Source organism: Rhizobium sp. AN80A (genome assembly GCF_030053015.1).
GTDB classification, from domain to species: Bacteria; Pseudomonadota; Alphaproteobacteria; order Rhizobiales; family Rhizobiaceae; genus Rhizobium; species Rhizobium metallidurans.
This window is the reverse complement of record NZ_JASJPX010000003.1, coordinates 2,890,829-2,909,262: the sequence shown is the minus strand read 5'-3', so window position 1 is coordinate 2,909,262 and position 18,434 is coordinate 2,890,829. Positions and strand designations below refer to the sequence as shown.

At 62.1% G+C, this 18,434-nt stretch carries 13 protein-coding genes and 1 pseudogene; 8 read left to right on the top strand and 6 right to left on the bottom strand.

The window, feature by feature from the left end; genetic code table 11:
* Positions 1–23 precede the first annotated feature (23 nt).
* The 4 genes from opgC to P3R82_RS25990 all read left to right on the top strand — a co-directional run bounded on the left by opgC (position 24) and on the right by P3R82_RS25990 (position 3,620).
* Complete coding sequence (gene opgC / locus P3R82_RS26005; protein WP_349294080.1) at positions 24–1,259, top strand: OpgC domain-containing protein; 1,236 nt, start codon at positions 24–26, stop codon at positions 1,257–1,259.
* 23 nt (positions 1,260–1,282) lie between these two features.
* Positions 1,283–1,483: a hypothetical protein gene (locus P3R82_RS26000; protein ID WP_183900030.1), complete on the top strand. Its 201-nt coding sequence runs from the start codon at positions 1,283–1,285 to the stop codon at positions 1,481–1,483.
* A 109-nt stretch (positions 1,484–1,592) separates the two neighbouring features.
* The gene (locus P3R82_RS25995; RefSeq protein WP_183900033.1) at positions 1,593–2,627 is read left to right on the top strand and encodes an aspartate-semialdehyde dehydrogenase; all 1,035 of its coding nucleotides are present in this window, start codon (positions 1,593–1,595) and stop codon (positions 2,625–2,627) included.
* Between the two features lie 168 nt (positions 2,628–2,795).
* Entirely contained in the window at positions 2,796–3,620 is an 825-nt protein-coding gene (locus P3R82_RS25990; RefSeq protein ID WP_283195867.1) for a lytic transglycosylase domain-containing protein, read from the top strand.
* Between the two features lie 71 nt (positions 3,621–3,691).
* On the opposite strand, the gene P3R82_RS25985 is transcribed toward P3R82_RS25990, so the two are convergent.
* Both P3R82_RS25985 and pdxY read right to left on the bottom strand, forming a co-directional pair.
* Positions 3,692–4,333, bottom strand: coding sequence for a carbonic anhydrase (locus tag P3R82_RS25985; RefSeq protein WP_183900036.1), 642 nt, complete (start codon positions 4,331–4,333; stop codon positions 3,692–3,694).
* A 69-nt stretch (positions 4,334–4,402) separates the two neighbouring features.
* Entirely contained in the window at positions 4,403–5,278 is an 876-nt protein-coding gene (gene pdxY, locus P3R82_RS25980) for a pyridoxal kinase PdxY (protein WP_283195866.1), read from the bottom strand.
* A gap of 247 nt (positions 5,279–5,525) precedes the next feature.
* Between pdxY and P3R82_RS25975 the strand changes: the two genes are divergently transcribed.
* Positions 5,526–10,301, top strand: a complete 4,776-nt coding sequence (locus P3R82_RS25975; RefSeq protein ID WP_283195865.1) for an NAD-glutamate dehydrogenase — start codon at positions 5,526–5,528, stop codon at positions 10,299–10,301.
* A 31-nt stretch (positions 10,302–10,332) separates the two neighbouring features.
* Positions 10,333–11,718, top strand: coding sequence for an MFS transporter (locus P3R82_RS25970; RefSeq protein WP_283195864.1), 1,386 nt, complete (start codon positions 10,333–10,335; stop codon positions 11,716–11,718).
* Between the two features lie 13 nt (positions 11,719–11,731).
* On the opposite strand, the gene purH is transcribed toward P3R82_RS25970, so the two are convergent.
* The 4 genes and pseudogenes from purH to htpX all read right to left on the bottom strand — a co-directional run bounded on the left by purH (position 11,732) and on the right by htpX (position 17,572).
* Positions 11,732–13,351, bottom strand: a complete 1,620-nt coding sequence (gene purH, locus P3R82_RS25965) for a bifunctional phosphoribosylaminoimidazolecarboxamide formyltransferase/IMP cyclohydrolase (RefSeq protein WP_283195863.1) — start codon at positions 13,349–13,351, stop codon at positions 11,732–11,734.
* Between the two features lie 93 nt (positions 13,352–13,444).
* Positions 13,445–15,115, bottom strand: a complete 1,671-nt coding sequence (locus P3R82_RS25960) for a heparinase II/III family protein (RefSeq protein ID WP_283195862.1) — start codon at positions 15,113–15,115, stop codon at positions 13,445–13,447.
* Positions 15,116–15,225: 110 nt separating this feature from the next.
* Positions 15,226–16,620, bottom strand: coding sequence for an RsmB/NOP family class I SAM-dependent RNA methyltransferase (locus P3R82_RS25955; protein ID WP_283196424.1), 1,395 nt, complete (start codon positions 16,618–16,620; stop codon positions 15,226–15,228).
* Positions 16,611–17,572, bottom strand: a pseudogene (gene htpX / locus P3R82_RS25950) (zinc metalloprotease HtpX). Before htpX ends, P3R82_RS25955 begins: the two are co-directional and overlap by 10 nt.
* A gap of 118 nt (positions 17,573–17,690) precedes the next feature.
* Here htpX and P3R82_RS25945 point away from each other — a divergent pair.
* Together P3R82_RS25945 and P3R82_RS25940 are read left to right on the top strand one after the other, a co-directional pair.
* On the top strand, positions 17,691–17,915 hold the full coding sequence (locus P3R82_RS25945; RefSeq protein ID WP_283195861.1) for a DUF1674 domain-containing protein: 225 nt from the start codon (positions 17,691–17,693) through the stop codon (positions 17,913–17,915).
* 334 nt (positions 17,916–18,249) lie between these two features.
* The gene (locus P3R82_RS25940) at positions 18,250–18,414 is read left to right on the top strand and encodes a hypothetical protein (RefSeq protein WP_283195860.1); all 165 of its coding nucleotides are present in this window, start codon (positions 18,250–18,252) and stop codon (positions 18,412–18,414) included.
* Positions 18,415–18,434 lie beyond the last annotated feature (20 nt).

Genomic DNA, 18,434 nt, shown 5'->3' with positions numbered 1-18,434 from the left:
CAAATGGAAGCATGGAGAGGTCAATGGTAACGACGCCCGAAAATACGTTCGGTGCGGAGCGCAGGATTGCGACCGCGGCGCCATCGAAACGAGACACGCGATTGGACGTTCTGCGCGGTCTCGCGTTGATCACGATCTTCATCAATCATGTGCCCGGCCAGATTTTCGAATATCTGACCACCAAGAATTACGGCTTTTCGGACGCCGCCGAAGCCTTCGTGCTGATCTCGGGCATCGCCGTGGGTATCGCGTACGGCTCGCGCTTCAAGATCGGCGCCTGGTTCGAAACCGCTAAGCAATCGACGAAGCGCGCCTTCACGCTCTATCTCGCCCACATGATCACCACGTTCATGACGCTCGCGCTCTTCCTCGCGGGTGCCTGGCTGTTTCATCGCCCGGGGCTTCTCTGCCAGATCAACATCCTCGCGGTTCTCACCAATCCGCAAGCAGGCATTCCCTCCCTGATGCTGCTGGGCCACCAGATCGGCTATAACAACATCTTGCCGATGTATGGAGCCTTGATGCTCATGGTGCCCATCATTCTGCTGCTGGAAGCCAAGAGCCCGCTGCTCGCCTTGGGGGTATCGGGCTCGGTCTGGCTGCTCTCCGGCATCTTCGAGATCGCGCCGCGCAACACGCTGATCGAGGGCTACTGGTTCCTCAATCCGCTGTCCTGGCAGTTCCTCTTCACCATCGGCATCGTCGGCATGATGCATGTGCGCCGTGGCGGCAAGCTGCCGCGCCACCCGCTGCTCATGGCTCTGGCTGCCGGTTATGTCGGTCTGTCCTTCGTGTGGGTCGTCGGTCAGCTTTGGGGTATCGGCAACACGCTGGCGTCGCTCGGCCTTCCGACCGTCATTACCGGTTTCGACAAGACCTTCCTGTCCTTGCCCCGCCTGTTGCACGTGCTGGCGCTTAGCTATCTGGTGCTCAACATCGACGCGCTCTCCAGTCTGCTGCGCCGTCCGGAAAGCAATCCGCTGGTCATCTTCGGCCGCCATTCGCTGAACATTTTCGTCGCCGGCACGATCCTGGCGATGGTCGGTCAGGTGCTGCTTTACATCAGCAATGGCGACAAGGTCATTGGCCCGATCTTCGTGGCTCTCGGCCTCGTTATCCAGTTCGTCTACGCCTATCATCTGGAAAACAAGCGCAAGCTCGCTCGCGCCGCGTCCGGCAAGGTCAGGGCACCGCAGACCGGGGGATTGCAGGCGGTTTCCGTGCGTGCCGATCGCTCCCGTGGCATGAACAGGAAGTAACACCTCAAGGCCGCTTCGGCGCCATGCGCGGCGGCGCGGCCTTGCGCAAAAACCTTGACTCCTGTGGAAAACCTTTTATGAGCAGCGGTGGAAAAGGAATATCCATGGTTCTCCAGGAACACGCCATTGCCGCACGCAGTGACCGGGCACGAGTTGCCGGGGTGGTTATGATTTTTCCGGTTTCTTCCAAAACCAAGGCCAAAACGACGACGAAAACCGTCTGACGTCTCTGGCCTGCCGCTCTCTCCCCGGCTCGGCTGGGGACAGGAAGCCGCAATCGTTGCGCGCTTTCCCCTCACCGAACAAGAGGAGAGATGAGAAAGAGAGCTTGAAATGGGTTTTAAAGTTGCAGTTGCGGGAGCCACCGGAAATGTCGGCCGGGAGATGCTCAACATTCTTTCCGAACGCGGTTTTCCCGCAGACGAAGTCGTAGCGCTCGCCTCCGCGCGCTCGCAGGGTCTCGAGGTTTCCTATGGCGACAAGACCCTCAAGGTCATGAACCTCGAAAACTACGATTTTTCCGACACCGATATCTGCCTGATGTCGGCTGGCGGCGAGGTATCGAAGAAGTGGTCGCCGAAGATCGGCGCGCAGGGCTGCGTCGTGATCGACAACTCCTCCGCATGGCGCTACGATCAGGACGTTCCGCTGGTCGTTCCCGAAGTGAACCCTGATGCAATCGAGCAGTTCACCAAGCGCAACATCATCGCCAATCCGAATTGCTCGACCGCGCAGCTGGTCGTCGCGCTGAAGCCGCTTCACGACGCCGCCACGATCAAGCGCGTCGTCGTCTCGACCTACCAGTCCGTTTCCGGCGCGGGCAAGGACGGCATGGACGAACTCTTCAACCAGACACGCGCCGTCTTCGTCGCCGATCCGATCGAGAACAAGAAGTTCACCAAGCGCATCGCCTTCAACGTCATCCCGCACATCGACAGCTTCATGGAAGACGGTTACACGAAGGAAGAGTGGAAGGTTCTGGCCGAAACCAAGAAGATGCTCGACCCGAAGATCAAGGTGACCTGCACGGCCGTGCGCGTCCCCGTCTTCATCGGCCACTCGGAATCGGTCAACATCGAGTTCGAGAAGGAAATCACCGCCGATCAGGCCCGCGATATCCTGCGCGACGCGCCGGGTTGCCAGGTCATCGACAAGCACGAGAACGGCGGCTACATCACGCCTTACGAATCCGCCGGCGAGGACGCGACCTACATCTCGCGCATCCGCGAGGATGCGACGGTGGAGAACGGCCTCAACATGTGGGTGGTTTCCGACAATCTGCGCAAGGGCGCGGCATTGAACGCGATCCAGATCGCCGAACTGCTGGTCAATCGCGGACTTGTGAAGCCGCGCAGGCAGGCTGCTTGAATATTTTATTAACCATGTCTTGTTAAGCCCGTTACTTAAGTTAAGGCTTATTCGGAGCGCGGGATGCCAAACGGCTTCCCGCGCTTTTCAGGCGGATGGTCATGACAATATCGCCGATAACGGGCCGCAGCCCGGTTAAGGCTAGGCTGATCGAGATCGGGGTATTCGATGCGTAAGACAAGACTTTTGCTGGCAGCGGCGGCAATGCTCGCCATGTTCCAGGCAGTTCCGGCGATGGCTCAAGCGGCACCACAGTGCAGTGACACCAGCGCGGGATTCGAACAGTGGGTGGTCGCCTTCAAGCAGCAAGCAGCGGCCAGTGGCGTCAGCCGCTCCGTTCTCGACAAGGCCTTCGCCAACGTCGTCTACAACAGACCGACCATCGCCGCCGACCGCGGCCAGAAGAGCTTCAAGCTGTCCTTTGACGCCTTCATGCAGAAGCGCGGTGGCCAGGCCATCATCTCGCGCGGCAAAGGCATGAAGCGCGCCAACGCGGCGCTCTTTGCCTCCATCGAGCGCAAGTATGGCGTTCCGGCCGGTCCACTGATCGCCATCTGGGGCATGGAAACCGGTTTCGGTAGCTACATGGGCAACCAGCACACCCTGTCGGCGGTATCCACGCTCGCTTTCGACTGCCGCCGCAGCGCCTATTTCACCGACCAGCTTTATGCTGCCCTGCAGCTCGTGAGCGAAGGCTTCCTCAGCCCTCAGGCCCGTGGCGCCGCCCATGGCGAAATCGGCCAGACCCAGTTCCTGCCCCGCAACGTGGTTCTCTATGGTGCCGATGGCGATGGCGATGGCAAGGTCGACATGGTCGGCTCACGCGCCGACGCGCTTGCCTCGACCGCGAACTTCCTGAGGGGCAAGGGCTGGACCCCGGGCGCCGGCTATCAGCCGGGCGAGCCGAACTTCGTCGCCATCGACGGTTGGAACGCCGCGACGGTTTATCAGCAGGCGATCGCCTACATCGGCAAGCAGATCGACGCGAACTGATTTCGAAAAGATGAAAATGAGAAGGCGCTGCGGGAAACCGCGGCGCCTTTTATCTGTGCCCGATGATGGTATCAGACATCGGGGCGAATGAAGTCGCGCGTCTCCGCGTCCATGACCCACAGTTCGCCGGTCGAAATATCGAACCAAGCGCCATGCAGCTGGATCTCGCCGGCTTCCTCGCGCGCCTTGATCTCCGGAAAGGTCCGGAGATTGTCGATCGAGTTGCGGATCGACACGCGCTCCAGCGCCGTCTGGCGTTCGCCCGGCGTCATTACATCATTGCTCTGGATCTGCTCGGCCGCCGGCCGCACCAGCGACATCCAGCGTCCGATGAAGTCGCCCGGCGACAACGGTTCGGCATCCGGATCGAGCGCTGCTCGGATACCGCCGCAACGGCCATGGCCCATGACGACGATATTGGCGACCTTCAAGGCCAGCACCGCGAACTCGAGCGCCGCCGAGGTCGCATGGAAATTGCTGTCCGGCTCGTACGGCGGCACCATGTTGGCGACGTTGCGCACGACGAACAGCTCGCCGGGACCGGAATCGAAGATCAGCTCCGGCGCCGCGCGTGAATCCGAACAGGCGATGACCAGCGTGCTCGGGCTCTGCCCGTGTTCCGCCAGCGTCTTGTACCGATCGCGGGCATCGGCATAGCGCCCGCTCATGAAGTTGCGATAGCCGTCGAGAAGTGTGTCTGGAAAACGCTGCATGATCTTCGATTACAGCGTGAGCGATGCAAGATCAATATCGCAGCGCCAAATGCGTTAACGGCGCAACTGCTAGCGCTTTCGCCGCTGCGCAGGGTGCATCAGGTGCCGCATCTGCACCATCGCCATCGGCGTCGACAGGCTGGAGGCGTCGTTTGCGAGCGTCAGCTCGTCGCTACCGCGCTTCACCGCCCGAGCCAGCACCTCGTAAACGCTGGCCGTCGCCAGCTGCAGCGCCTTTTCGTCTTCCATGCCAGACTGAAGCCGCGACAGGAAAAGCGCGGCGAGAAGATCGCCCAGGCCGTTTGGCGGATTGTCGATCAACCGGTGTTCGGCAAGCAGCGCGTGGCGGCCGGAAAGATAGAGGTTCCCCGTTCCACCTGCCATCATCGGCACTGCCGAGGTCACCAGCATGCGCGCGGGACCAAGGGCGAGCGCCGCCTCCATGATCTCGCTGTTGCTCTCCAGCGGCGCGCCGGACAACCAGGCGAGCTCATAGCGATTGGGGGTCGCCAGCGATGCCAGCGGGATAAGATGGTCGCGGATCGCCTCGGCGGTCGCCTCGGGAACGTAGAGGCCGCCCAAGTCGCCCATGACGGGGTCGCAAACGTAAAACAGATCGGGATTGCGCTCCCTGAGCGCCGCGATCAGCCGGGCGACGGAGCGCGCCTGCGCGGCATTGCCAAAATAGCCCGACAGCACGGCCTTGACCTCGCCGATCCACGGCGCCCGAATGAGATCGTCGATAGCCGCATCGAAATCCGCCTCGGCGAATGTGAGCCGCGTCGAACGACCATGACCCGGATGCCAGGGCAGAACGATGGTCGGAAGCGCCCACACCTGATGGCCGAGCGTCTCGAGCGCGAAGACCGCCGCCCGATTGCCGACCGACCCACGAACGACATGGCTCGATATGACGATGACGGTGCCTGCTGCATCCTGCGACATGTTTTTCCGATCCGGGTTCCGATCCTCAGTTGATCGTCTTTTTGCCGCGCGACTGTCAACAACTCTTCATTCGGGCGTGATCAAAGTTCTGTCGAGAAAAACCACATCCGGATCATTTTTTTGCAAAATTGACGACGTGCCGGCTAAATTCGCACGAAAACTGCCATCGACGTCCCCAATTTAGCAATTTTTCTGTCAAACCTTCTGCTAACCTGCGCGCAATCGAGAAAATGAGGGAACACAGTCAATGGCTGCTCGAAACAATCCGAAACGGGAAAAGCAGATAGAGAGCGCGAACAAGATCGCGACCGCGATGGGCGAGAACTATCTCGCGCCGGATGTTCTCTTCGGACGCGCCAGCGGCGACGACCTCGAATCCTACACGCCCGAGATGCTGGCAATCTCCGCCGTTCATTGCGCGGCCGAACTTGCCGCCTGGACCGGCAATGCCCCGCGCGTCACCGTGACCTCGCTTGACAATGTCGAGCCCGATGGCGTGGCGGTATCGGTCCTGTCGGTGACCGATCGAAACATGCCGTTCCTCTATGAATCGGTCATGGGCGAGGTGACGAGCAGTTACCGCGATCTCTATATGGCGGTGCATCCCATTCTCGTCATGGCGGAAGGTCACCCGCCGGAGCTCTATTCGCCGGATATGCCGGGCGAGGCGGCCAACCGCGTCAGCCACATCCAGCTTCACCTCGCACCACTCACACCGGCACAGTCGGCCGATCTGATAGAGCGCATAGAAATCGTTTTGGAACAGGTGCGACTGGCGGTTTCCGACTGGAAGCCGATGCTGGACAAGCTCGGCACCGCCATCGACGAACTGTCGTCGCGCAATGTCGGCCGCCGCAAGGCGGATCGCGACGAGGCGGTCGCTTTCCTCACCTGGCTGCGCGATGCCAATTTCACGCTTCTCGGAATGCGCGAATATGTCTATTCCGGCAAGGGATCGAATGCGAAGGTCGAGCGTGACAAGGGCACGGGGCTGGGCATCCTCTCCAATCCCGATGTGCTGGTGCTTCGAACCGGCCGCGACGCTGTAACCACGACGCCCGAGATCCTCGCCTTCCTCGACGGCCCGGAATTCCTGATCGTCACCAAGGCGAACGTCAAATCCGTCGTTCATCGCCGCGCCTATATGGACTATGTCGGCGTGAAGCGTTTCGACGAGAATGGCAATGTTACCGGCGAACTGCGCATCGTCGGCCTGTTCACCTCCACGGCTTACACCTCGCTCGCAACCGATATCCCGCTGCTGCGCTCCAAGGTCGAAAAGGTGAAGGAACATTTCGGCTTCGATCCGATGAGCCATTCGGGCCGCATGCTCGACAACACCCTTGAATCCTACCCCCGCGATGATCTCTTCCAGATCGACACCGCGCTGCTCTCCACCTTCGCCGAACAGATCAACGACCTTACCGACAGGCCGCGCGTACGCGTGCTGCCGCGCATCGATCACTTCGATCGTTTCGTTTCCGTCATCGTCTACGTTCCGCGTGAGGAATATGATTCGATCGTGCGGGAGAAAATAGGGACCTATCTGAAGACCATCTATGACGGTCGTGTCTCGGCTTATTACCCGGCTTTCCCCGAAGGCGGCGTCGCCCGCGTTCATTTCATCATCGGCCGCTCTGGCGGAAAGACCCCGCGTATCCACCAGGCGAAACTGGAAGAAGCAATTCGCGCCATCACGGCCCGCTGGGACGACCGCTTCGAAATGCTCGCCGGTCCGAAGGCGCCGAGGATAACGGTCAGCAACGCGTTCCAGGATCTGTTCCCGCCAGAGGAAACATTCGCCGACTTCGCCGACATCGTCGGCTGCGCGACGGGCGAACAGACCCGCATCGAATTCTACACGCGCATCAAGGACGGCACGTCGCTCCTGTGCCTGAAGATCTTTCACGCCGACGGCCAGCTCGCGCTCTCCCGCCGCGTGCCGCTTCTCGAAAATCTCGGCTTCAGCGTCATCAGCGAGGGTACGTTCGACATCGGCGTGACGCTGGCCGACGGCAGCGAAAAGCTGGTTGTCCTGCATGACATGGAACTCGAAGCCCAGAGCGGCGCGGAAATCGATCTGCAGCAGCATGGCGCAGCACTCGAAGAAGCATTCCTGTCGGCCTTCGCCGGCGTCATCGACAACGACAACTTCAACCGCCTGATCATCTCGGCCGGGCTTTCGGCGCGCGAGGCCAGCGTTCTCAGAGCCTATTCGCGCTATCTCAGACAGGCGGGGATCGCTTATTCGCAGGACTACATCGCAACGACTCTGGATAAATATCCGGCTATCTCGTCGCTCATCTTCCGCCTGTTCCACGACGGCCTGGATCCGAAGCTGACAGAGAAGAACAGGATCAAGAAGGCGACCGATCTTCACGCAAAAATCGAGACCGCTCTGTCGGACGTTCCGAGCCTCGATGACGACCGAATCCTGCGCCGATACGTCAACGTGGTCGACGCGACGCTGCGCACCAACTACTTCCAGCGCAATCCCGATGGTTCCGCCAAGGCGATGCTGGCCTTCAAGCTCGATCCACACCTGATCGACGGCCTGCCGGCGCCGAAGCCGTTCCGTGAGATGTTCGTCTACGGCGTCGAGGTCGAGGGCGTTCACCTGCGCTTCGGCAGGGTGGCGCGCGGCGGACTGCGCTGGTCGGATCGCGCCGAGGACTATCGCACCGAGGTGCTCGGCCTCGTGAAGGCGCAGCAGGTCAAGAACGCCGTGATCGTGCCCGTCGGCGCCAAGGGCGGCTTCTATCCGAAGAGGCTCCCGATCGGCGGCAATCGCGATGAAATCTTCAACGCGGGGCGGGAAGCCTACAAGACCTATATCCGCACGCTGCTTTCGATCACCGACAACATTTCCGGCACCGAGATCATCCCGCCCGAAAACACCGTGCGGCTCGATGGCGATGACCCCTATTTCGTCGTCGCCGCCGACAAGGGCACGGCGACCTTCTCCGACACCGCGAACGCGCTGGCGCAGGAAGCCGGCTTCTGGCTCGACGACGCCTTCGCATCGGGCGGCTCGGCCGGCTACGACCACAAGAAGATGGGTATCACCGCGCGCGGCGCCTGGGAGACGGTCAAACGCCATTTCCGCGAGATGGATATCGACATTCAGACGACGCCGTTCACGGTCGCGGGCGTTGGCGACATGTCGGGCGACGTTTTCGGCAACGGCATGCTCCTGTCGCCGAAGATCCGGCTGCTGGCCGCCTTCGACCATCGCGACATCTTCATCGATCCCGATCCGGATATGGCCAAGACCCTGGCCGAGCGCCAGCGGCTGTTCAATCTGCCGCGCTCCAGCTGGCAGGATTTCGACAAGAGCCTGCTCTCGAAGGGCGGCATGATCATCTCGCGCTCGGCGAAATCGGTGACGCTCACCGCGCAGGCCGCCGCCGCGATCGGCATGGACAAGACGGTTGCCACGCCGTTTGAAGTCATGACCGCGATCCTGAAAAGCCCTGTCGACCTGCTCTGGTTCGGCGGCATCGGCACCTATGTGAAGGCGGCCGCCGAAACCGATACCGACGTCGGCGATCGCGCCAACGATCCCATCCGTATCAGCGCCGACGAGGTGCGCGCCAAGGTCATCGGCGAGGGCGCGAACCTGGGCGTCACCCAGCGCGGCCGCATCGCCTACGGACTGAAGGGTGGTCGCTGCAATTCCGACGCGATCGACAACTCCGCCGGCGTCAACACCTCCGACGTCGAAGTCAACATCAAGATCGCGCTCGCGGCCGCCATGCATGAAGGCCGGCTGACGCGGCAGAAGCGCGACCAGCTGCTGTCCTCGATGACCGATGAAGTCAGCAAGCTGGTGCTGCGCAACAACTACCTTCAGTCGCTCGCCATCTCGCTGACCGAGCGGAAAGGCACCGCGAACGGCCTGGAGCTTGCCCGCTTCATGGGCGTTCTGGAGACCGCCAAGCAGCTCAACCGTAAGGTCGAGACGCTGCCCGACGACACCGCCATGGCCGAACGATACGCCGCCAACAGACCGTTGACACGGCCTGAGGTCGGCGTCCTCCTGTCCTACGCCAAGATCGTTCTCTTCGACGCGCTTGCGGCAAGCGATTTGCCGGATGATCCCTATTTCGAGGCAACGCTCTCGCAATATTTCCCCGCCAAGATGCGCAAGTCCAACGCTTCCGATATCGCTAACCATCGCCTGAAGCGCGAGATCGTGGCGACCGTGCTTGCCAACGAAGCCATCAACCGCGGCGGCCCAAGCTTTGCCGTCAGCATGATGGACGCGACGGCCGCATCGGCACCCGAAGTCGTGCGCGCCGCCATCATCGCCCGCGACGGCTTCGATCTCGGCCGGCTCTGGAGCGAGACCGATGCGCTCGATGGCAGGATTTCCGGCCAGATGCAGAACCGTATCTACGAGGAAATCAGCCATATCTTCACCGTGCTCACGCGTCTGCTGTTGAAGATGCAGATGGCCAAGGGAGATATCGCCGAAACCATCGACAGACTGCGTGCGGCCTTCAAGAAGCTGCAGCCGGTCTTCGCCAGCCAGATCGTTCCCGAACTCGAGGCGCGCCAGGCCGAGTATCAGGCCGGCGGCGTGCCGGACGGGCTTTCGGCCGAAATCGCTCATCTGATCGGCTTCGCGCTCGTGCCCGAGATCATGCAGATCGCTGAGCGCACGGGCGAGCCGCTCATCCGCGCCGCCGAGAGCTACTTCGCGGTGAGCAAGACCTTCCGTATCGGACGGCTGCTGGCGGCCGGCGGCCGCATCGCCACCTCGGATCACTACGAGAACCTGGCGCTGGCGCGAAGCCTCGACCAGATCGCCACCGCGCGCCGCGATATCGTCAGCTCAGCGCTGTCGAACAACGGCAAGGAAAAGCTGCCGGTGCAGGCATGGCATGCGAGCGACCGGATCAGGATCAACCGCATCGCCGAGGAACTGGCCGGCCTCAGCGAGGGTGGCGACCCTAACCTGGCCCGCATCACCGTCGCGGCCGGCCTGCTGACCGACCTTGCAAGAGACGGGACGAGGTGAGACAGTCCGCTCCCACATCAGGAGCAGGCCGGTGAATCGCATTGACTGGACGGGAACACAGCCCCAGCGCGCGACGCGCAGGGGCATCTGGGGCTGGATGTTCTTCGACTGGGCGGCACAACCCTTCTTCACCGTCGTCACCACCTTCATCTTCGGCCCCTACTTCGTGGCCAGGCTGACGGCCGATCCTGTTTCAGCGCAGACGCTCTGGAGCAACATGGCGACGATCTCCTCGGTGATCATCGCCATCCTCTCCCCCATTCTCGGCTCGATTGCCGATCAGTCCGGCGGGCGAAAGCCATGGATCGGCTTTTTCGCCGTGATCAAGATCGCCAGCCTGTGCGGCCTCTGGTTCGCAGCACCCGGCTCACCCGTCATCTATCCCATGATCTTCATGATCCTGGCATCGATCGCCGCCGAGTTTTCGATCGTCTTCAACGATTCCATGATGCCGCGCCTCGTCGGAAAGGACGAAGTCGGACGCCTGTCCAACACCGCCTGGGGCCTTGGCTACCTTGGCGGAATGATCGTGCTGATTGCGGTGGTGGCGCTGCTCGCCGGAAGTCCGGAGACAGGCAAGACCATCCTAGGCCTCGACCCCTTGTTCGGCCTCGACCCAAGGACAGGCGAGGATGCTCGCATTACCGGACCGATCTCGGCCGTGTGGTATCTGATTTTCGTACTGCCGATGTTTCTGTTCACCCCCGATGTAAAAGGCGGCCTTCCCTTCGCTGCGGCCGTGCGCTCCGGGCTCCGCGAAGTCAGGCACACGCTGGGCGAACTGAAGCAACGCCGCTCGCTGCTGCGCTTTCTCGTGGCCCGCATGATCTACCAGGACGGCGTCAACGGCTTGCTGATCCTCGGTGGCGCCTTCGCGGCCGGCATGTTCGGCTGGGCGACCATCGAGATCGGCATCTACGGCATCATTCTCAACGTTGTGGCGATTTTCGGTTGCGTCATCGCCGGACGGATCGACGCCCGCATCGGCTCGAAGGCGACCATCCTCATCAGTCTTACCATGCTGCTTTTGGCGACATTCGGCATCGTATCGACCCAACCGGGCTCCACGCTCTTCGGGCTGGTGCCGCTTCCCGCGACCGATTCCGGTGGATTGTTCGGCACGGCGGCGGAGAAGGCCTATATCGGCTACGGCCTGCTGATCGGCCTGGCATTCGGCCCGGTTCAGGCCTCGTCGCGCTCTTATCTGGCCCGCAGCGTCAGCCTTGATGAGGCCGGCCGCTATTTCGGCATCTACGCCCTGTCAGGCCGCGCAACCAGCTTCATGGCGACGCTTCTGTTTTCGATCGTCACCTACACGACCGGCTCGTCGCATCTTGGCATGGCCACGCTCGTCCTGTTTCTGGCCGGCGGGCTGATCCTGTTGATCCGGACGCCCTATCCGGCGGATAGGGCGTAACCGTCTTCGTCGATTAGTGGCGGAAATGGCGCATGCCGGTGAAGACCATCGCCACATTGTGCTCGTTGGCAGCGTCGATCACTTCCTGGTCGCGCATCGAGCCGCCCGGCTGCACCACGGCCGTGGCGCCGGCGGCGATCGCCGACAGCAGGCCGTCCGCGAACGGGAAGAAGGCTTCGGACGCAACGGCGGAGCCCTTGGTCATCGGCTCGGCCCAGCCCATGGCTTTCGCTGCATCCTCGGCCTTGAGCGCCGCGATCCGGGCGGAATCGATGCGGCTCATCTGGCCGGCGCCGATACCGGCCGTCTGGCCGTCCTTGGCGTAGACGATGGCGTTCGACTTGACGTGCTTGGCGACCGTGTAGGCGAACTTCAGATCCAGCAGTTCCTGCGCCGTCGGCTGGCGCTTGGTGACGACCTTGAGCTCGATATCGTCGATCATGCCATTGTCACGGCTCTGCACCAGAAGGCCCCCGGCAACCGTCTTCGCCGTGATGCCGCGCGAGCGCGGGTCGGGCAGGCCGCCGGTGACGAGCAGGCGCAGGTTCTTCTTGGCGGCGATGACCGCCTTGGCCTCTTCCGTCACCTCGGGCGCGATGATGACTTCGGTGAACAGCTTGACGATCTCTTCCGCGGTCTCCGCATCGAGCAGCTGGTTGAGCGCGATGATGCCGCCGAAAGCGGACGTACTGTCGCAGGCAAGCGCTCTCAGATAGGCGTCCTTCAGCGTCGGGCCGGTCGCGACACCGCACGGATTGGCATGCTTGATGATGGCGCAGGCCGGACCGGTCTTCTCGGGCGCAAACTCGCCGATCAGCTCGAAAGCGCCGTCCGTGTCGTTGATGTTGTTGTAGGAGAGCTGCTTGCCCTGCAGAAGCGTTGCCGTCGCCACACCAGGACGTTTTTCGCCGGTCACGTAGAAGCCTGCCGTCTGGTGCGGATTTTCACCGTAGCGCATCTCTTCCTTCAGCACGCCGCCGATGACCCGGTGGCGCGGCGTGTCGATCGACAGCGCTTCGGCGAACCAGTTGGAGATCATCGCGTCGTAGGCGGCCGTGCGCGCATAGGCCTTGGCGGCGAGGCGCTGACGGAAGGCATAGCTGGTCTGGCCGGCATCCGACGACAGCTGCTCGAGAAGCTCCGGGTAATCGGCCGGGTCGGTGAGGATCGCCACATAGGCGTGGTTCTTTGCCGAAGCGCGGATCATCGCCGGGCCGCCGATGTCGATATTCTCGACGGTGGTCGGATAATCGCCGCCCGCCGCACGCACGTCCTCGAACGGATAGAGGTTGATGACGGCCAGATCGATGCCATCGATGCCGTGCGCCTTCATCGCTTCCTGATGTTCGGCGTCATCGCGGATCGCCAGCAGGCCGCCGTGGACCTTGGGATGCAGCGTCTTCACGCGGCCGTCCATGATCTCCGGAAAGCCCGTGACGTCGGAAACGTCGGTGACGTCGAGGCCGGCCGCCGCGATTGCCTTGTGGGTACCGCCGGTCGACAGCAGCCGGACGCCTTTTTCGGCAAGCGCACGCGCAAGGTCTACGATCCCGGTCTTGTCGGACACGGAGAGCAAGGCGGTCTTGACGGCAACCTTGTCGGGGGCGGGGATTTTCTTGGAAACAACGGCCATGTGGCTTCTCCGTTCGATCTTCGGGAGACATCCGGCGAGGTGCGCGGAATATGGCGCCGCGTTAGCACAGCTTTAAGCCGGCGAAAACAGCCGCTAGCTTCTACGGGACAAAAACCACCTTATTTCCGGCTTTTCCGGATAGGCGAAGCTGATTTCCATCTGATCGGAGGCGCAGATACCGGAGGCGTCCGCGAAAAACACGTCCTCGGCGATCTCGACCGTATTGCCCGGCGAGGAAAACAGCCAGCTTTCGCCATCGGGCGCCGTCATCAGGATGGACTCCCGGTCCATCTGCTTCAGATTGATCGACGGATGGGTGTGAAACCGCGCGACGGCGCGCAACTCACCCTCGCCCTTGCGCTCTTCGGCAACGGCGAGGCGATCGAGCCCGGTCATGATCGAACCCGTGGCGTTCAGGGTCAGCTCGCGTTCGTGCAGCACACCGAACTCTTTCAAATAGCCGTCATGGCTGGCCTTGACGACATCCCGGCCGTCATCCGCCACGACGCGATCGACCTGCACGGTCTTGATAGGCTCGGTGATCAGGTGCGCCAGGAAATCAGAAGAGGCGAAGCGGCTCGACGACGTATCGTTGAGCGTCACGGTCGTATGCGCCGCCGTGGTGCGCGCGACCTGCACATAACGGTTGCCGGCGAATTTCGGCGATCCCGAATTCACGATGAAGCGGTGCCGTCCTGATGACATCTCGAAGGACAGGCATCCGGCATGAACAGTGCGCGAGAGATTGCCGGTCGGCGGAAGGCCGGTATCGGCAATCACGACGGTGCGCCCGGCCGCGAGCCGCTGGTAGCGCGAATGCGGCATCGCCTTGAACGGCTCGCCGGCGGTCTCGTCGTAGCGCAGCAACGAAACGATCTCGTTCGCCGAGGTCGAGGTCGCGCCGTTGAACAAAGCGAGATCGCCATCCTGATGGCGGAAAAAGCGCAGCGCCGGATACATGCGATCGATGCCCGATATCAGCTTCTGCGGCATTTCGTGGCCGAGATTGATGTAGGTCTGCCGCAACGGCAGAAGATCGAGCAGAAGCTCCAGCGCAACGCGCGGATTGCGCGACACGTGCCCGCCGTCCGGCAGAATCTGGCTATCGAACTCGACGTCGAGCGCGTCGGAGGCTTTGCGGATCACACTGGGCCGCACCGGCATCGAGATCGACGCCATGGCAAGCGCGAGACGAACCCGAAAACGCACCTCGCCGGGCGGCGCATAGCGCGCCATCCGCCTGAGAAAGCGCACCTGAAACGCGAGCGAGCGTACGAAGCGGCGATAAAAGCCGCGATCCGCGTTCTGCAGCACCACGGGCGAGTGCGAAAGCCAGGCAATGACACGCATCGCCGTGACATCGATCTCCCAGGCAATGCCTTCCATCCGCCCGCCGTGAATGGACAGCCAGCTGTTGACGATCGCGCGGGCGACGTTGGAATGCAGATCGTTCTTCTTTGAGCGCATGTGCCGCAGCCAGCCGAAGCCGTGCAGCCTGATGGCGAAGGCGCGCGAGGGAAGGCTCAGCGTGAATGGCGACTTTCCACCCGTCTCCAGCATACGACCGGCGAGCGGAAAACGACCGTTGATGATTTCCTCGGCCACATGCGAATCGACGGGTCTCAGATCCGTCGGCGCCACGATAAGCCGCTCGGGCGCATAGACCGTGTGGCGAAACAACTTGAGGCGCACGAGTGCAGCACGGCAAAGTGCCCGCCGCCAAGCCTCCCGCAGGTAAAGACCTGAAAACCGTCCGGACCGCATTTCGATTGTCTATTGACCCATATCGTTAGGACTGGATGGACAAGTCCGGAAACGGCACTGACCGTCGATGATCTCGGTAATGATGCTTGACTATGCCAGCTGCTCTTCGATCAGGCAACACGGCGCAACACGGCCGCATAAAAACCGTCGAGACCCGACGCGAAACCGGCCGGCAGCTTCAGCATGTCGGGGGTGGTGCGAAACGCGCCAAGCGGACTGATTGCTTCCTCAAGCCCCGGCCACCGGCTCGGCTCGATCGCCACACGCTCGAATCCTGTCGTATCCGAAAGTACCCGCGCCACAACCTCCTCACCCTCGATCGGATCGAGCGAGCAGTTGGAGAACACGATCGTGCCTACAGGCTTCAGCAGCCGCAACGCGTGGCGCAACAGACGTTCCTGCAACGCGGCCAGCTTCGCGATGTCTTCCGGCCCCTTGGTCCAGAGCACGTCGGGATGCCGGCGCGTGGTCCCGGTAGAGGAGCAGGGCGCGTCGAGCAGAATGGCGTCGAAGAGCTCGTCAGGGGTGAATTTTGTAAGGTCCTGAGCCATCGTTTCCGCGGACAGCTGGAGCCGGTCGAGGTTCGAACGCAAGCGCTTGATGCGGTTTTCGGACTGCTCGACAGCCGTCACCGTGCCGCCCGCAAGGATGAGCTGCGCGGTCTTGCCGCCAGGTGCCGCACAGAGATCGGCGACACGTTTGCCGGACAGATCGCCGAAGAGCTGCGCGGGAATGCTCGCGGCCGCGTCCTGCACCCACCACGACCCATCGTCGAAACCTTCTAGAGACGGGATGGAGCCGTCGAATGCGGCGAGCCGGACCCCGCCGGTCGGCAGCACGACGCCATTGAGCTTTTCCGCCCAAGCCTGTGCATCCGACTTCACCGTCAGGTCGATGGCGGCAGGCTGTAGCTGGGAATCCGAGATCGCCCGCGCCGCCTCGCGTCCATAGGCCTTCTCCAACCGTTCCAGAAACCAGCCGGGCATGGACGGGATGTCGTCGATCTCCCGGAGTATTTCTTCCTTTTCGCGACCCAGACGACGCAACACCGCGTTGACCAGCTTGGCGAAGCGGCGATTTCTCGGGTCGAGGTTGGCCTGTTCGACGGCAATGTCGACCGCGGCATGATCGGGAACATCGAGATAGAGGATCTGCGCCGCGGCGATCGAGAGCACGTGTTGCAGCGAGCGGGCGCCCTCTGGCAAAGGCGATTCCAGCAGGGATGCCACGGCGGCTTCGATGCGGGGAAGGTGGCGAAGCGTGGTGTTCAGCATCGCGCGCACGAGACCCCGGTCATCGTCGGCCAACGCCTTATAAGCCGGATTGCCATGTTCATGGTCGAGCGCACCGTCAAGCGAGAGCTTGCGATCGATAACGGCGGCCAGGATCTTCGAGGCCGCGGCACGCGCCTGCAGACCCGGCTTTGCGGGGGCGGAAGATGCCGACGGCGCCGACGGCTTTTGTTTGCGAAATGGCTTTTTCTTACCGTCTGAACTCAAGACCAGGGACCCTTTGGCGGTTGCGAGCCACCGCGCCAAGGCCGGCATCCGGAACTGAGCGCGATTTGCGCACGGGATTAGCAGCACGAACCGACGGCGTCGAGTTATTCATGCCGCCCCGTGCCATTTCCTGCAACGCGGCGATGCGGTTTTCCGTATTCGGATGGGTCGAAAACAGGTTGTCCATGCCCGCGCCGGTCAACGGATTGATGATGAACATGTGCGCGGTGGCAGGATTGCGCTCCGCGTCATAGTTCGGAATGTTCGAGGCGCCACGGGCAATCTTGCCAAGTGCGGAGGCGAGCCAAAGCGGGTTGCCGCAGATCTCGGCGCCGCGCCGGTCGGCGGAGTATTCGCGGGTGCGGCTGATCGCCATCTGCACCAGCATGGCGGCCATCGGCGCGACGATCATCGCCAGCAGAACGCCGACGAAACCGAGCGGATTGTTGTTGTTCTCGCGATTGCCGCCGAAGAAGAAGGCGAAATTGCCCAGCATAGAGATGGCGCCGGCAAGCGTCGCCGTGATCGTCATCGTCAGCGTGTCGCGGTTCTGGACGTGCGCGAGCTCATGCGCCATCACGCCGGCGACCTCTTCCGGCGATAGCGCGCTCAACAGGCCGGTCGATGCCGCCACCGCGGCATTCTCGGGATTGCGGCCTGTCGCGAACGCGTTCGGCTGCGGGCTGTCGTAGAGATAGACCTTCGGCATCGGCAGGCCGGCATTGCGCGAGAGATCGCGGATGATCGTAAAGAACTCCGGCGCGTTCCGTTCATCAATCTCTTGCGCGCGGTAGGCCGAAAGCACCATGCGGTCGGAATTCCAGTAGGAGAAGAAATTCATCCCGGCCGCGACCAGGAACGCGATCATCATGCCGCTGCGTCCGCCGATCATGAACCCGACGACCATGAACAGCGCCGTCATGAAGGCAAGCAACATGGCAGTCCGCACAAGGTTCATCATCGTCTCCATCTCGGGCGAGCGCAGTTTGCGCTCGAAGGGTTTCAATCGCCGTGCCGGCGTCCTATAATTTGGTCGTTCATCAGCGATTTTCAATATTTTCAGACGAGTATGCGTCATGCAAGAAGCGGACAACGACAATACCGAGACGCCTGCGGCGGAAGGCACGGAACCTGTGCGAAAGATGCTATCCCCCGCAGCCAGGCGAGCGCTCGCCGAGGCCGAGGAGCGTCGCCGCAACGAACAGCCGACCGATATGCCGACGGAGATCGGCGGGCGAGGGGGTGCCGATCCGGCCCGGTTCGGCGACTGGGAAATCAACGGTCGCGCAATCGATTTCTGAGTAAATATTCCTATTGACTTCCCGCGAATATCGGAATTTATTCCTTTTATGTTCACGCGCGCCATCACCACGATAGCTTTCATCGCTGCATCTTCGATGCCGGGCTTTGCACGCGACGAGATAGCCGGACCCGTGTCGGCGGAAATTCTGCAAGTGATCGATGGAGACACATTGCTGGTCGCGGCGCGTCCGTGGCCGCAGCAGACCGTTGAAGTCTATGTCCGCATTCGCGGTATCGATACACCCGAGATGCGCTCGAAATGCGCCGCAGTCAGACGCGCCGGTCTGGACGCGCGAGAGGTGTTGGAGAAACTGACCGGCGATCTCGCCGCAAGTGCAGCTGACGCGGATTTCCGGAGACAAGTATTTCGGCCGCATCCTGGCGGACGTGACGTTGGCCGATGGGCGGAATCCGGCTCAGTATATGCTGGGCGAGGGGATTGCCGTTGCCTATGACGGCGGTCGGAAGCAGAAGGCACCCTGTCCCTACGAGGAGTGAGACCGCTCCGGTTTCCCGAA